Consider the following 14,828-nt stretch of genomic DNA (forward strand, 5'->3'; position numbering starts at 1 on the left):
GCCGGGACGGCGCCGGACACCGCGTCAACCCCCCTCACCGACCGCCACCCAGTGACTCTGTGTCACCTATTTGGCTGGTCTTCGATGGCCCGGACGGCCGGTCACCTGCGGTTCGACGCCGATGTGACCATATGACGGGACGAGAGGTTCTTGCTGGCCAGCAGGTGGGTAGAACCGTGTACAGGCCGCTTCGGGTGTCGATCCGGGGCGACCGCCGGGCCGCCGAGCGCCTGGGCGATCACTTCGCAAATGGATACGTACAGTAACCGCGACGCGCGGTGGCGCCCGGCCCGGCCGGGCGGGACCGCCTCGGCCGTGGGGGAAGGGGAGGACATGCGCGAAGTCCGACAGGGCGCCCTGCTGCTGCTCACGGCCGTGGCCGGAGCCGCCGTCGCGGCCTGCGACCTGGCACTGGGGCCGGACGTCAGCCTGGCCGGGCTGCTGCTGATCGGCCCGCTGGTGGCCGCGACCAGACTTGAGGGCGCCTGCACGGCCGTGGTCTCGTTCGCCGCCCTGCTCCTGGGCGTGGCCGTCGCCGGACACGAACACACCCTGGCCCGCACCGACCAGCTGCTGTCCCTGACCGTGCTCGCCGCCGCGGCGGCCTACGCGACCTGGGCCTCCGACCGGCAGGCCGCCCTGGACAACCAGCTCGCCGGCGTCGCCGCCGCGGCCCAGCGCGCCATCCTGCGGCCGACCTCGTTCCGGGTCAGCGGGGCCTCGGTCTGCGCCCGCTACCGCTCCGCCGCGCCCCGCGCCGTCATCGGCGGCGACCTGTACGCCTTCGCCGACACCCCGAGCGGACTGCGGGTGCTGATCGGCGACGTACGCGGCAAGGGCCTGGAGGCCGTCCGCCTGTCCGCCGCGGCCATAGGGCACTTCCGCGACTGCGCCTACACCCGCAGCAACCTCGCCGAGGTGGCCGAGGAGGTCGACCGGCGGCTGATCGACGACCTCGGCCCCGAGGACTTCATCACCGCCGTGATAGCCGAGATCTCCCCCGGCCGGCTGCGGCTGGTCAACTGCGGTCACCACCCGCCCCTGCACCTGCCCGCCGCCGGGCCGCCCGTCCTGCTCACCCCGTCCGAACCGACCACGCCCATCGGGCTGCTGCCGCTGCCGCGGGTGCAGGAGGTGGAGCTGGCCCCCGGCGACCGGCTGCTGCTGTACACCGACGGCCTCGCCGAGGCCCGCGACCCCGACGGCACGATGCTCGACCTGGCCGGCCTGCTGCCGGCCTGTTCGCTGCCCGACCTCAACGACGCCATCGAGGCGGTGCTGTCGACGATGTGCCGGCACACCCACGGCGCCCAGGACGACGACGTCGCCCTCGTCCTCGTCGAGCTGGAGCCGAGCATGCCCCGGCAGCACCACACCCCTACGACGCCCGCCGTCACCCGTACGAGTGCCGAGCCCCCCGGTGGTCTCGCGGACCGGGCCGGCTGCCCTTCGTCCTCCGCCGCGGTGTCCGACTGACGCGCCGCCGCGGTCTCCGACTGACGCACGGCCACGGTCTCCGGCTGACGCGCGGCCGTGGTGTCCGACTGACGCACGGCCGTGCCGGAGCCGTCACGGTTCCCGGTCCGCCATCCGGCGGCGGTCGTCCGGATCCGGCGGGCCCACCAGCTCGTCCAGCACATCGGTCATGGTCACGAAGCCGAGCACCGCGCCCTGCTCGCCGCTGACGGCGGCCAGCTGCGTACCGGCCGCCCGCATCGCGGTCAGGGTGTCGTCCAGCGGGGTGCCGCGGCCGACCCGCGGCATGGGGCGCAGCGCGTCCCGGGGGAACGGCCGGTCCCGGCCGGTGACGCCGAGGGTGTCCTTGATGTGGAGGTAGCCGAGGACCGTGCCGCCCGGCCCGGTGACCGGCAGCCGGGAGAATCCGGCGCGGGCCGCGGTGCGTTCCAGCTCGTCGGGGGTGACGTTCCGGTCGACGGTGACCATGTCCGCGAACGGTACGAGCAGTCTGCCGACGGGCCGCCGGCCGAGTTCCAGCGCGTCCCGCAGCCGCTCGCCGCCGGTGTCGGAGAGCAGCCCGGCGTGGCGCGACTCCTGGACGATACGGGCGAGTTCCTCGTCCGTGAAGGCGGCGGCGACCTCGTTCTGCGGCTCGATCCTGGCGAGCCGCAGCAGGGCGTTGGCGAGCGCGTTGATGCTCACGACGACCGGGCGCAGCGCGCGGGTGAGGGCCACCAGCGGCGGCCCCAGCAGCAGCGCGGCACGCTCCGGCGCGGCCAGGGCGACGTTCTTGGGGACCATCTCGCCGACGAGCATGTGCAGGTAGGTGGCCAGCGTCAGCGCCAGTACGAAAGCGATCGGGTGGACCAGCCCGTGCGGGACGTGCAGCGCCTCGAAGGCCGGCTCGGCGAGGTGGGCGATGGCCGGTTCGGCCATCGCGCCGAGGAGCAGCGAGGAGGCGGTGACGCCCAGTTGGGCGGTGGCGAGCATCTCGGAGAGGTGTTCCAGGCCCCACAGCACCCGGGCGGCCCGCCGGTCCCCGGCCTTGGCGCGCGGGTCGATCTGGCTGCGCCGTACGGAGATCATCGCGAATTCGCCGCCGACGAAGAAGGCGTTGCTGAGCAACGTCAGCGCGGCGACGGCCAGTTGGAGGGCGGTCACGGCCGCTCCTCTCCCCCGCCGGCGGTCCGGGCGCCCGGCGAGGACGACCCGGCGGGCGCCGTCACCCGTACCCGCTCGGCCCGGTGGCGGCGCGCCGCCAGCACCGTCAGCCGCCAGCCGTCCGCCACGCCCACCTCGTCACCGGGCTCCGGGATCCGGCCGAGCCGGGTGGCGAGCAGTCCGGCGAGCGTCTCGTACGGCCCTTCGGGCGCCTCCAGGCCGATCCCGGCCAGCCCGTCCAGGCGCACCCCGCCGTCCGCCTCCCAGGACCGCGCCCCGGTCCGCAGCAGCTCCGGGCCCGCCACCGGGTCGTGCTCGTCCCGTACGTCGCCGACGATCTCCTCGACGATGTCCTCCAGGGTGACGATCCCGGCCGTGCCGCCGTACTCGTCGATCACCACGGCCATGGAGCGGACCGTGCGCAGCCGGTCGAGCAGCCGGTCGACGGGCAGCGACTCCGGCACCAGCACGGGTTCGGCGGCCAGCTCCGCGACGGTGGTGGCGGTCCGCCGCTCCGGGGCGAGCGCGAGGACGTCGCGGATGTGGACGGTGCCGGTGACCTCGTCCAGCCCGCCGCGGTACACGGGGAAGCGGGACAGTCCGGTGGCCAGGGTCAACGTGGCCGCGTCGGCCGCCGTGGCGTGCGCCTCCAGGGCCCGTACCTCCACCCGTGGCGTCATGACGTTCTGCGCGGTCAGCTCGCCCAGGTGCAGGGTCCGTACGAACAGCTCCGCCGAGTCGGCGGGCAGCGCGCCCTCCTGCGCCGAATAGCGGGCCAGGGAGACCAGTTCGGCCGGGCTGCGGGAGGACGCCAGCTCCTCGGTGGGCTCCAGCCCGAAGCGCCGTACGAGCCGGTTGGCGGACTGGTTCAGATGGCGGATGAACGGTGCGAAGGCGGCGCTGAAGGCGCGCAGCGGCCCGGCCACGAGCCGGGCCACGTGCAGCGGCCGGGAGATCGCCCAGTTCTTGGGGACCAGTTCGCCGACGACCATCAGCACCACCGTGGACACACCGACTCCGAGCGCGGACGCGACGCCGGGGGCCACCGTGCCCGGCAGTCCGGCCGCCGTGAGCGGGCCGCGCAGCAGCGCCGCCAGGGACGGTTCCGCGAGCATGCCGATGACCAGTGACGTCACGGTGATGCCCAGCTGGGCGCCGGACAGCTGGAACGCGAGGGCGCGGACGGCGCCCAGCACCCTTTCGGCCCCCCGCTCCCCCTCCTCCACCGCGCGCTCCACCACGCTGCGCTCGACCGTCGTCAGCGAGAACTCCGCCGCGACGAACACGGCACAGGCCAGCGTGAGCGCCAACGCCACCAGTAGGAGCAGTACCTCGGCCACCGCGTCACCTCCCGCCGCACCTCGGTGCCCGGCGGCGGGCGGGTGAAACATCGCGCGCGCCGGACGGGCGGGGGAGGCAGCGTGCGGCCGGGTCCCTGTGGCAGGCCCGGGGTACGGGCGTACCGGGTCAGGCCGGGCCGGTACGGCGCCGGGCCCGCAGCCACCCGTGCACCGCCCACGCGCACGCGGCGCCCACCGCGTACCAGAGCAGGTCCGGCGCGTTGAAGGTCGAGCCGAGCACCAGACGAGCCACCACACTGCGCCGGGAAAGCTCCGCCGGCACATCGCTGAGCTGCGCGAACTCCACCGCCCAGCTGAAGGCCAGGGCCACGGCCGCCGCGACCGGCGGCCGGACGCGCGGCGCGGCCAGCACGACCAGCGCCTGCACGAGCACCGTGTACAGCGCGTCGCCGGCGTACTTGCCGACCTCGGGGTCGAGCCCCGCGCGGGCCGCACCGGCCCGGACACCGAGCCCCGCGGCGACCGTCAGCAGCGCCGCCGCGCCCGCGATCAGGCGCGTCCGCGCGCCGCCCCGCCGTTCCCCACCCCCGTACGTCACGCCGTCCGTGCCCCCGGCTCCCGGCCCCGCGCCATCACGATCGCCAGCCCGGTGTCCGTGTCGCGCCAGAAGCCCACCGCGTCCGCGATGATCTCCTCCGCGACGCTCCAGTCGTCCGGCTCGGCGGCCGCGTACTCCTGCCAGCCGCACACCACCAGCACCCGGCCGCGGTCCGCCGGGCACCACGACAGGTCGGTGACACAGTCCGCGAGGGCGTCCCAGTTGCGCCCGAACCAGTCGGGCAGCCGCAGCGCCTTCGCGCAGCGGTCCATGAACTCCGCCTTGCCGGTGACCCCTTCGAGGTCGAGCAGCGCGCCGTGCCAGCCGGCCGCGCGCGCCGCGTCCAGCGCTTCGCGCGCGGGCCGGTCGTGCGGCCAGGGCACGACCCCGGGGGGCGTACTGCCGTCGAGCACCGCCGCGAGCGGCCGGGGCACGGGAACCGTCATCGGAGCACCGCCTTGAAGGTCCGGTAGTGGTCGTCGGTGTAGTACGTCTCGCGGCTGTCGCCGGTGACGATCCGGCGCGCGCCGCGGTCCTTCGACCCCGGGGTGCGGACCGTGTACTCGTGGTAGTAGCCCCGCTTCTGCTTGGGCAACTGCCGTTCGCGGTTGCCGAAGACCGTGCCGTCCTTCGGGTACGGGAACGGTCCGTGCGCGTCGATCAGCCGCAGCGTCTCGCGGGCCTGCGCGGGCAGCCGGCTGGCCTGTACGGTCCCCATGTCCCCGGCCCAGTCCGGCGCGGTGGCGCCCGCCGAGGGCGCCCCGTGTGTGGGCTTCGCGCTCCCCTTCCCGCCACCGCCGCCTCCCGAGCAACCGGACAACAGCAGCAGGAGGCAGGCCAGCAGCGCAGCGAGTACGCCGAAGGCCGCGCGGGGAGCGGAGCGGATCACCATGCGCCGATGCTGTCACAGGCCGGCACGGGGTGCGCGCCCGCACCCGTACAAGGTCACATGGCTGGTCGCGCGGCGCTCGGGGGCCGTGCGGAGCCGCCCCTCAGGGAGCGTCCGGGCCGTCTCGTCAGGCCCGTCCGGAACTGCCCGCTCAGGCCCCGTCCGGGCCGTCCCCTCAGGCCCCCTCCGGAACTGCGCCCTCAGGCCCCGTCCGGGGCAGCCCCCTCAGGCCCCGTCCGGGTCAGCCTCCCGAGGTTCAGGCTCCGTCCGGGTCCGCCCGCTCCAGCGCCGGGCGCGGGCCCGGACCCGTCTCCAGCAGCAGGTGGTCGGCGGCGGCCGTGTCCGTCACCAGGCTGGTCACCAGCCCGGACCGCAGCACCGCGCCGATCGCCGCCGCCTTCTGCCGACCGCCCGCGATGGCCACCACCTCGGGGATGCGGCGCAGCCGGTCCCCCTCGACCGTGATGCACCGCTCGCCCAGGTCCCGTCCGATGCGGCGGCCCTCGGTGTCGAAGAGGTGCGCGGACATCTCGGCGGCGGCGCCCAGCGAGGCGTAGTGCTCCCGCTCCTGCTCCGAGAGCATGTCGTAGACGGTCGAGATGCCCGGCGCCCAGGAGCCGATGGACACACAGGCGACGGTGACCTTGTCGAAGTACTCGAACGCGCGGGCGATACCGGTCTGTCCGCGCAGCGCGGCGGCCGTCGCCGAGTCGGGCAGCAGCATCGGCGCGTAGATGGGGTGCGCCTCGCCGCCGGAGACCTCGGCCGCCCGGCGTACCGCCTCGACGGAGCCGCGGTCCGCGGTGCCCGCGTCGTACACACCGGTCAGCTGGACGACCGTGCACGGGGGCAGGCGGTGCAGCGCGGCCGCCATGTGGATGGTGGACCGGCCCCAGGCCAGGCCCAGCACATCGCCCTCGGTGACCAGTTCACCGAGGAGGTCGGCCGCGACCTCGCCGAGGTTCTCCGGGTCCGGGGCGTCGTCGGTGGCGTCGGCGGGCGACTCCACCACGACCGCGTGCCGCAGGCCGTAGCGGGCCCGCAGCGCGTCGGACCGTTCGGCGTCCAGCTCCGCCGGAACGCGGATCTCGATCCGTACGAGGTCACGCTCCAGCGCCGTCTCCAGCACCCGGGCGACCTTGAAACGGCTGACGCCGAACTCCTCGGCGATCTGGATCTTGGACTTGCCCTCCAGATAGAAGCGGCGGGCCATGGCCGCGGCCTGCACCAGCTCGGCGGGGCCCATTGCGGACTGCGGGCGGCTGGCAACCACGAGATTCTCCCCTTGTGCGCACCTGATCGAGTCTTTGCTCATCCTTGCAGAAACCCGAGGTGGTCGGGGACCATCACCGCTCCCGCCGTTGTGAACGCTCGGTAGCGGCAACACCAAGAAACACCGGCGTGCGGGGATCGGTGCGCGCTCCCCGCCCGCCACGTGCGGCGCCGGCGCCCACGGCTGTCGCGCGGGCGCCCCTGTGCGTCAGTGGGCGCAGCCCCAGCCCGCCGCGGCCGTCGCCGACTCGGCCTGCGCGCGCAGTTCGCGCACCGCCTTCGCCGGGTCGTCCGCGCCGTAGACCGCCGAACCCGCCACGAACACGTCCGCGCCGGCCTCCGCACACCGCTCGATCGTGGACGCCGAGACCCCGCCGTCCACCTGGAGCCACATCTCCAGGCCGTGCTTGGCGATCAGCTCCCGGGTCCGGCGGATCTTCGGCAGCATGATGTCCAGGAACGCCTGGCCGCCGAAGCCGGGCTCCACGGTCATGATCAGCAGCATGTCCAGCTCGGGCAGCAGGTCCTCGTACGGCTCGACCGGCGTGGCCGGCTTGAGCGCCATCGACGCCCGCGCGCCCTTGGCCCGGATCTCCCGCGCCAGGCGTACGGGCGCGGCCGCCGCCTCCGCGTGGAAGGTGACCGACCCGGCGCCCGCCTCGATGTACTGCGGCGCCCAGCGGTCCGGGTCCTCGATCATCAGGTGCAGGTCGAGCGGGGTGTCCGTCGCCTTGCTCAGCGCCTCGACGACCGGAGCGCCCAGCGTCAGGTTCGGCACGAAGTGGTTGTCCATCACGTCGACGTGCAGCCAGTCGGCGCCCTCGACGGCCTTCGCCTCCTCGGCGAGCCGGGAGAAGTCTGCGGACAGGATGCTGGGGTTGATCAAGGCCATGCCTCCAGTATGTCCTGCCATCACGGGCACGCCTAAGCGGGTGGGCCCGCGCCCGCCCTGCGCCCGGCGCACGCGTCGCGTGCGGCCACACCCGCCACCACCAACGCGCCCGTCGCTCCTGTTGCTCCTGTCGCTCTTGTCGCGCGCTACGCCGTCCGCCGCAGCAGCGCCAGGTACATCGCGTCCGTACCGTGGAGATGCGGCCACAGCTGTACGTCCGGGCCGTCCCCCAGCGCGGGCACGCCCGGCATCAGCGGGCGCGCGTCGATCCACTCCGCGGTCACGTCCGCGTCGGCCTTCCCCTTGAGGACGTCCTCCACCACGGCCCGCGTCTCGGCCGGGTGCGGCGAGCAGGTCGCGTAGCCGACGACGCCGCCGACCCGCACCGACACCAGCGCCTGGCGCAGCAGCTCCCGCTGGAGCGGCGCGAAGCCGTCCAGGTCCTCCGGGCGGCGGCGCCAGCGCGCCTCCGGCCGTCGGCGCAGCGCGCCGAGCCCGGTGCACGGCACGTCCATCAGGACCCGGTCGAAGGCGCCGGGCCGCCACGGCGGGCGGGTGCCGTCGGCCGCGATGACCTCGTACGGACCGGGGTTGCCCGCCAGCGACCGCGCCACCAGTCGCGCACGGTGCGGCTGCTTCTCGGAGGCGAGCAGCCGGGCACCGCGCTGCGCCGCGAGCGCGCCCAGCAGCGCGGCCTTGCCGCCCGGCCCGGCGCAGCCGTCCAGCCAGGTGCTGTCGGCGCCTTCGACAGGCGCGTTGGCCAGCGCCGCCGCGACGAGCTGGCTGCCCTCGTCCTGCACACCGGCCCGGCCCTCGCGCACCGCGTCCAGGGCGCCGGGCTCACCGCCCTCGGCGAGCCGTACCGCGTACGGGGACCAGCGCCCCGGCAGGGCGCTCTCCTCCCCCACGGCCTCGATCAGTTCCTCGGTGGTGGACCGTCCCGGCCGGGCCACCAGCGTGACCTCGGGCCGCTCGTTGTCGGCCTCCAGCAGGTCTTCGAGACCGGCACGCCCGCCGCCGAGGGCGTCCCAGAGCGCCGAGACGATCCAGCGCGGGTGCGCGTGCACGATCCCCAGGTGCTCCTCGGGGTCGTCGTCGTACTCCGGCGCGACCCGCTCCAGCCACCCGTCCAGATCGTCCGCGGCGATCTTCCGCAGCACCGCGTTGACGAACTTCGCCCGCCCGTCCCCCAGCACCACACGCGCCAGTTCGACGCTCGCGCTCACCGCGGCGTGCGTCGGGATGCGCGTACCGAGCAGCTGGTGCGCGCCGAGCGCCAGCACGTCCAGGACCGGCGGGTCCACCTCCCGCAGCGGCCGGTCCACGCACCGCGCGATGATCGCGTCGTAGGTGCCCTGCCGCCGCAGCGTGCCGTACACCAGCTCGGTCGCCAGCGCCGCGTCGCGCCCGTCGAAGTCCCCGTCCTCACGCGCCTTGCGCAGCATCGGCGGCAGCACCAGGTTCGCGTACGCGTCCCGCTCGTCGACGGCCCGCAGCGCCTCGAAAGCGAGTATCCGGACCGGGTCCTTCTTGGGGCGGCGGTAGGGCTTGCTGGGACGACGCGACTGACCACTCACGAGAAATGTGCTCCGCAGTACGAGATGGGATTCGTCCCCCAGCGTACGTGGGCGGGCGCGCGGGAGCGGGCCGGGGGCGCGCGGCCGTCCCGCGGCCGCCCTCAGTCCCCCAGCCGCTCCCCGTCGCCGATCCGCACCCCGCGCGCCCAGTCCGCGCCGCGCATCGGCTTCTTGCCCTGCGGCTGCACCCACAGCAGTTCCACCGCGTGGCTGCCCGTACCGGCGTACACCGCCTTCTTGGTGACGGCGAGTTCGCCGGGCGCCAGGTCCGTTCGGTCCGCGACCTGCCCGACCGCCATCAGCTTCAGCCGCTCCCCCCGGAAGACGGTCCACGCGCCGGGCGCGGGCGCGCACCCGCGCACGAGCCGGTCCACCCGCAGCGCGGGCGCCGCCCAGTCCGCCTTCGCGTCCTCGACCTCGATCTTCGGTGCGAGGGTGACGCCCTCGGCCGGCTGCGGCACCGGTGTCAGTGTGCCGTCCTCGATGCCGTCCATGGTGGCGGCGAGCAGCCCGGATCCGGCGAGGGCCAGCCGGGTCAGCAGGTCGCCGCTGGTGTCGGTCGGCCGTACCTCCTCCGTCACGACACCGAAGACGGGGCCGGAGTCCAGTCCCTGCTCGATGAGGAACGTGGACGCGCCGGTCACCTCGTCACCCGCCAGCACCGCGTGCTGCACCGGGGCCGCGCCGCGCCACGCGGGCAGCAGCGAGAAGTGCAGGTTGACCCAGCCGCGTGCGGGAATGTCCAGGGCCACCTTCGGCAGCAGGGCTCCGTAGGCCACCACCGGGCAGCAGTCCGGGGCGATCTCCCGCAGCCGGGCGAGGAAGTCCTCGTCGCGCGGCTTGGCGGGCTTGAGGACCTCGATACCGGCCTCCGCCGCGCGCTCGGCGACCGGGCTGGCGACCAGCCGGCGGCCGCGGCCGGCGGGGGCGTCGGGCCGGGTGACGACGGCGACGACCTCGTGCCGGTCCGAGGCGATCAGGGCATCCAGGGCGGGTACGGCGACCTCGGGGGTACCGGCGAAGACGAGCCTCATGGGTGGCGTACTACCTCTCACACGCTGCGGAACGGCGCACCAGTCTATGGGTCACACCTTCAGGGGGGCGCGCGAACAGACGCACGCCCCTCATTGGAGCCCGTACGCCCCCATACCGTGACCAGAGCCGCTGCTGTTGCGTTGGTCAAGCAGCATTGACCGAGCCGGGCCGCCCTCGCGGCCCGCTCGCTTTCACCTGCTTGTCACGTTCCTCCGCACATCCAACGCCGGTTCGAGAGGCTTGTTCATGGCCGACCACGCAACCCACGACGCCCAGGCACGCGCCAGCCTGCACCTACTGGTACGGGACATCGAGCGGGTCCGCCGGCAGGTGGACGCCCTGCGCACCCTGACAGCTCAGCTCGGCAACGTCTACCGGCCGCGGCGCACCGGCCCGTCCGCCGGCTTCGTCGTCTACGGCCGCGCCCCCGCCCCGACCGTACGTCTCGCCCAGGAACTGCGCGACAGCGTCGAAACCCTCGTCACCGCGGCGGTGGACTTCGACCGGTCGCTGGGCTTCTCCTGGGACGCGGTGGGTTCGGCACTGGGCGTCACCAAACAGGCCGTGCACCGCCGTTACGGCGCCCGCCGCTCCACCGCGCAGCCCGGCCCCGAGAGCGGCGAGGCGGTCCGCACGCCCGAACCGTCCGCGGCCCGGAGCCTGACCGTCTCCCCCGGCCTGCCGGGCGCACCGGCCGTACCCGCCGCGCGCACCCTGCCGGGCCAGTCCTCGCTCCCCGCACGGGAAGAGGCCCGCCCCGGCGTCTTCCCCGGCCCCCGCAACGGCTGACTCCAGGCCCCCGCCCCGGCCCGCCCCCGGGGCGGCCTCTCCTTTTCCCGGCCGCTCCCGCACCACCACCTCCGGAACCGCACCGTCCCCTCCGCACCGCCCCCTCCGCACGGACCCCCTCCCCCTGCCTCCTCGCCCCGCCCGTCCCCCGTCCCCCATCCTCATCTCACCCGAGATCGGGCGGATCGACTCGTATCCGCACCGCCTCCCCCTCCCGCTTCACCAGCCGCGCCGCCTGCGCGGTCTTGAGTGCCGCCGCCAGCGCAGCACCTTGGCCGGGACGCACCCGTACCAGCGCCCGTTCCCACTCCTCCCCGGGCGGCGGGTCCCCCGGGCGGCGCGGCCGCCCCGCTTCGGGAGCCGTCACCGGTACGGGGCCCAGCACCTCGGCACCCTCCGGCAGTACGGCCGCCGCCAGCATCTCCGCCACGTCTTCGGACCGGCCCGTCACCGACGCCATCCGGGACACCGGCGGGAAGCCCAGCTCGGCCCGCTCCGCCAGCTCGCGCACCGCGTGCCCGGCCGGGTCCCAGCGCACCAGCGCCTGCACCGGGCGCAGTGTCGCCTCCGCGATGACCGCGACCGTGCCGCCCTGCTCCTGCCCCCGGACCAGCGACGCGGCCTGGAGCCAGCGCCGCAGCGCCTCCTCGCCGGCCCGCAGATCCGGCCGGCTCAGCAGCGCCCAGCCGTCCAGCAGCAACGCGGCGGCATAACCGCCCTCGGCCACCGGCTCCGCCCCCGGCGTACTCACCACCAGGGACGGCGCGCCGGGCACCGTGTCCAGCACGTGGTCGCGCCCCGACGTACGCACCGGAACGGCCGGAAACGCCCGCCCCAGCTCCTCCGCCGTCCTCCGCGCCCCCACGATCTGCGCCCGCAACCGCACGCCCCCGCACTCCCCGCAGCGCCAGTCGCCCTCCTCGCGCCCGCACCAGCCGCACCGCAGCTCCCCCGCGTCCCGCGCCTCCAGGGGACCCGCGCAGGCCCGGCAGCGCGCGGGCTCCCGGCACCGCTCACACGCCAGCCGCGGTACGTACCCCCGCCGCGGCACCTGGACCAGCACCGGCCCGTGCTTGAGCCCTTCGCGCACCACCTGCCACGCCAGCGTCGGCAGCCGCGCGGCCCGCGCGGCGGCGTCCCGGGCCTCGTCTGCGTCACCGACCGTACGGACCAGGGGGGCCGCCGCCCGCACCTGCTCACGCTCGGCCGTCAGCGGCCGCGCCCAGCCCGTCTCCACCAGCTGCGCCGCCTCGACCGTGCAGCTCAGCCCGCCCAGCAGGAACCCGGACCGCTCATTCACCGCCCGCTGCAACAGCACTTCCCGCGCATGCGGCTGCGGGGCGTGCGGATCGCTGTGACTGCCGTCCCCGTCGTCCCAGATGGCCACCAGCCCCAGATCCCGCACCGGCGCGAACATCGCCGCCCGCGTCCCGATCACCGCCCGCACCGCACCACGGCTGACCGCCAGCCACCGGCGATACCGCTCCTCGGGCCCGGCATCGGCGCTCAGCACCACATGCCGCCCCTCCCCGACGAGCTCCCGCAACGCCGCGTCCACCCGCGCGGCAGCCCGCCCGTCCGGCAGTACGACCAGGGCTCCCCGCCCGGACGCCAGCGCGGCGGCCATCGCCCGCGCCAGCTCCTGCGGCCAGTGCGGCCCCGGCAGAGCCGTCCACACAGCACGCGGCGAATCCCCCCGCGCCAACGCCTCCAAGAACCCGGGCCCCGCCGCATACCTCCCCCAACTACCCGCCTCCGGAGGCGCATTGGGCGGCAACGGCGCCCCGGACCCCTTTCCCTCCGCCTTCGCCCGCCGCGGCGGCACCGCCAGCTGCACCACATCCGCGAGCGTCCCCGCATACCGGTCGGCGACGGCCCGGCACAGCCCCAGCAACTCCGGCGTCAGCACCCGCTCCGGCGACAGCACCTGCGCGATCGGCGCGAGCACCCCGCGGAAGTCGCTCTCCGCCACCCGCTCCACCACGAACCCGCTGACCAGCTTCCCCCCTTCCCGCCGGCCCCCCTTCTCCCCGGCCCCGAACCGCACCCGCACCCGCACCCCGGGCTGCGCCTCCTCGTCCATCGCCGCCGGCACCGCATAGTCGAAATACCGGTCGAGATGCACCAGCCCCTTGTCCACCAGCACCCGCGCCACCGGCAACCGCTCCGCCAGCTCGGCCCCCCGCCACGTCCGCGGCTTCGCCCGCGCCGCCTTCGTCCCCCGCACCGCCTCCCGAATCAACGCAAGCTGCTCCGGCCCCGCACCCTGCCCCTCGTCTTCCCTGCTCACAGCAACAGTCTTAGCAGACACCACCGACAACGCCCCCGGCCCCGGGGCTCCGCCCGGGGGGGGGCTCGACAGCGATCCGGACGTCCGCTTCGCTGCCTCACGGGCCACGCCCACCGGCAAGAAGAGGAAACGGGAAACCGTTCCGGCCGCTTGTTCGCGCCGGCCCCGCCACCGCACGCTGACGTTCGGAGTCGGGACCGCCCGAGCGGCCGCACGGTCGACATGACGGAGGTTCACGTGTCGGAGCAGCCGATCTCGTTCGGAATCGAACTCCGAAGGTGCCGCACGGCCAGAGGGTGGTCCCTCACCCGGCTGGCCATGGCGGTGCACTACAGCAAGGGCCACCTGAGCAAGGTCGAGACGGGACTCAAACGCCCGACGTCCGAGCTCGCCCGGCTCTGCGACACCGTTCTGTGTGCCGACGGCGCACTGGCGGGTCTGGTGCCGCCGCACGCAGCAACAGAGGCGGCGCCCCCTTCCGAGTCCCGGCCCGACGAAGAGGTGTGGATCATGCAGAGGGATTCAGACGGCTCGGTTCGCTTCGCCTCCATGGACCGCCGCCATGCGCTGACACTGGGTGCCTCCTGCCTGCTCGCCGTGGCTGCGGGTGAGGCTCACGCCGCGGCTTCTCCTGCGGACGCGGGACTGCTGCAAGCCTCACGGTCGTTGTTCGACCAGTACCGCAGACTGGGCCAGAGCGCGGAACCGGGCGCGCTGGTGCCGCCTCTGGTGGCACAGGCGCAGGCGTTGTGTGACCTCGCGTCCCGCTCGGCAGGCGGAACCCGCCGTGGCCTCCTCGTCCTGGCTTCCCGCTATGCGGAATTCGCGGGGTGGATGGCACAGGAGTCCGGCAACGACCGCGCCGCGTCATGGCTCACCCGGCGCGCGGTCGACCTCGCCGATGCCGGAGGTGACCGCCACCTGGCGACCTACGCCCTGGCCCGGCAGGCGCTGATCTCCTTCTACGCAGGTGACGCCCCCGCGACCATCGGCCTGGCCGGTCGTGCGGCGAACACCAAGGACGCGCCGGCGCGTATCAGGGGACTGGCCGCGCAGCAGGAGGCACAGGGCCATGCGCTCGCCGGGGACCACCGGACCTGTATGCGCCGGCTGGAGGCCGCCCGCGCCTGGCTCGTCGCCGACACCGAAGACCCCTCCCTCCCGGTCATCGGGAGCAGCAATCTGACGGATCCCGTGTCGATGGCGACCGGGTGGTGCCTCTACGACCTCGGCCGTCCGCACCAGGCCGCCGACATCCTCGACACCGAAACCGCCCGGTTACCCGGCCATTCCGTACGGAACCAGGTCCGCTACGGCATGCGCCGTGCGCTCAGTCACGCGGCGGCCGGCGACGTCGAGCACGCCTGTTCCGTGGCGGGCGCTCTGCTCGGCCCCGCGTCCCAGGTCGGCTCGGCGACGGTCCGGGCCGACATACGGCGGCTGGCCCGCCTGCTGGGCCGCCACAGCTCGAACTCCGCGGTGCGGGAGATCACCCCGCGACTCACCTCGGTCCTGCACCCCACCGCTTGATTCTCGCCCGGTCGGCGCGGACATATGGCCCGCGCC

General features: G+C 74.7%; 13 protein-coding genes. 3 read left to right on the plus strand and 10 right to left on the minus strand.

Annotation, left to right across the window (positions count from 1 at the left end):
- Positions 1-333 precede the first annotated feature (333 nt).
- Positions 334-1,476 (plus strand): PP2C family protein-serine/threonine phosphatase, encoded by a 1,143-nt coding sequence (locus A6A06_RS43650; protein WP_073767639.1) that lies wholly within the window; start codon positions 334-336, stop codon positions 1,474-1,476.
- A gap of 93 nt (positions 1,477-1,569) precedes the next feature.
- On the opposite strand, the gene A6A06_RS35980 is transcribed toward A6A06_RS43650, so the two are convergent.
- The 9 genes from A6A06_RS35980 to fmt form a co-directional block, all read right to left on the minus strand.
- Positions 1,570-2,619 (minus strand): hemolysin family protein, encoded by a 1,050-nt coding sequence (locus A6A06_RS35980; protein ID WP_073767641.1) that lies wholly within the window; start codon positions 2,617-2,619, stop codon positions 1,570-1,572.
- The gene (locus tag A6A06_RS35985; protein WP_073767643.1) at positions 2,616-3,959 is read right to left on the minus strand and encodes a hemolysin family protein; all 1,344 of its coding nucleotides are present in this window, start codon (positions 3,957-3,959) and stop codon (positions 2,616-2,618) included. The genes A6A06_RS35980 and A6A06_RS35985 overlap by 4 nt, the downstream gene beginning before the upstream one ends.
- 127 nt (positions 3,960-4,086) lie before the next feature.
- A complete protein-coding gene (locus tag A6A06_RS35990) occupies positions 4,087-4,518 on the minus strand; it encodes a ribosomal maturation YjgA family protein (RefSeq protein WP_073767645.1) in 432 nt (143 codons plus the stop codon).
- Positions 4,515-4,964 (minus strand): barstar family protein, encoded by a 450-nt coding sequence (locus A6A06_RS35995; protein WP_073767647.1) that lies wholly within the window; start codon positions 4,962-4,964, stop codon positions 4,515-4,517. The genes A6A06_RS35990 and A6A06_RS35995 overlap by 4 nt, the downstream gene beginning before the upstream one ends.
- Positions 4,961-5,410: a ribonuclease domain-containing protein gene (locus tag A6A06_RS36000; protein WP_073767649.1), complete on the minus strand. Its 450-nt coding sequence runs from the start codon at positions 5,408-5,410 to the stop codon at positions 4,961-4,963. Before A6A06_RS36000 ends, A6A06_RS35995 begins: the two co-directional genes overlap by 4 nt.
- A 253-nt stretch (positions 5,411-5,663) precedes the next feature.
- Entirely contained in the window at positions 5,664-6,653 is a 990-nt protein-coding gene (locus tag A6A06_RS36005; protein ID WP_073767651.1) for a sugar-binding transcriptional regulator, read from the minus strand.
- A gap of 234 nt (positions 6,654-6,887) precedes the next feature.
- Positions 6,888-7,571 carry a ribulose-phosphate 3-epimerase gene (gene rpe / locus A6A06_RS36010; protein WP_073767653.1) on the minus strand — a complete coding sequence of 228 codons (684 nt, stop codon included), beginning with the start codon at positions 7,569-7,571 and terminating at the stop codon, positions 6,888-6,890.
- Positions 7,572-7,717: 146 nt separating this feature from the next.
- Positions 7,718-9,148: an RsmB/NOP family class I SAM-dependent RNA methyltransferase gene (locus A6A06_RS36015; protein WP_073767655.1), complete on the minus strand. Its 1,431-nt coding sequence runs from the start codon at positions 9,146-9,148 to the stop codon at positions 7,718-7,720.
- A 101-nt stretch (positions 9,149-9,249) separates the two neighbouring features.
- Complete coding sequence (fmt, locus tag A6A06_RS36020) at positions 9,250-10,182, minus strand: methionyl-tRNA formyltransferase (RefSeq protein WP_073767656.1); 933 nt, start codon at positions 10,180-10,182, stop codon at positions 9,250-9,252.
- Between the two features lie 247 nt (positions 10,183-10,429).
- On the opposite strand from fmt, the gene A6A06_RS36025 reads away from it, so the two are divergent.
- Positions 10,430-10,972, plus strand: coding sequence for a hypothetical protein (locus A6A06_RS36025; RefSeq protein WP_073768340.1), 543 nt, complete (start codon positions 10,430-10,432; stop codon positions 10,970-10,972).
- A 166-nt stretch (positions 10,973-11,138) separates the two neighbouring features.
- Here the strand turns inward: A6A06_RS36025 and A6A06_RS36030 are convergent, their stop codons facing one another.
- A complete protein-coding gene (locus A6A06_RS36030) occupies positions 11,139-13,262 on the minus strand; it encodes a primosomal protein N' (protein WP_073767658.1) in 2,124 nt (707 codons plus the stop codon).
- A 237-nt stretch (positions 13,263-13,499) separates the two neighbouring features.
- Between A6A06_RS36030 and A6A06_RS36035 the strand changes: the two genes are divergently transcribed.
- Entirely contained in the window at positions 13,500-14,792 is a 1,293-nt protein-coding gene (locus A6A06_RS36035; protein ID WP_073767660.1) for a helix-turn-helix domain-containing protein, read from the plus strand.
- The last annotated feature ends 36 nt before the right edge of the window (positions 14,793-14,828 follow it).

The sequence above is a fragment of the Streptomyces sp. CB02923 genome, from assembly GCF_001905005.1.
GTDB lineage: Bacteria > Actinomycetota > Actinomycetes > Streptomycetales > Streptomycetaceae > Streptomyces.

Coding starts and splice junctions, on each gene's coding strand:
- A6A06_RS36000 (WP_073767649.1), bottom strand. CDS start 5,410: ATGGTGATCCGCTCCGCTCCCCGCGCGGCCTTCGGCGTACTCGCTGCG.
- A6A06_RS43650 (WP_073767639.1), top strand. CDS start 334: ATGCGCGAAGTCCGACAGGGCGCCCTGCTGCTGCTCACGGCCGTGGCC.
- fmt (WP_073767656.1), bottom strand. CDS start 10,182: ATGAGGCTCGTCTTCGCCGGTACCCCCGAGGTCGCCGTACCCGCCCTG.
- A6A06_RS36005 (WP_073767651.1), bottom strand. CDS start 6,653: ATGGGCCCCGCCGAGCTGGTGCAGGCCGCGGCCATGGCCCGCCGCTTC.
- rpe (WP_073767653.1), bottom strand. CDS start 7,571: ATGGCCTTGATCAACCCCAGCATCCTGTCCGCAGACTTCTCCCGGCTC.
- A6A06_RS36025 (WP_073768340.1), top strand. CDS start 10,430: ATGGCCGACCACGCAACCCACGACGCCCAGGCACGCGCCAGCCTGCAC.
- A6A06_RS35995 (WP_073767647.1), bottom strand. CDS start 4,964: ATGACGGTTCCCGTGCCCCGGCCGCTCGCGGCGGTGCTCGACGGCAGT.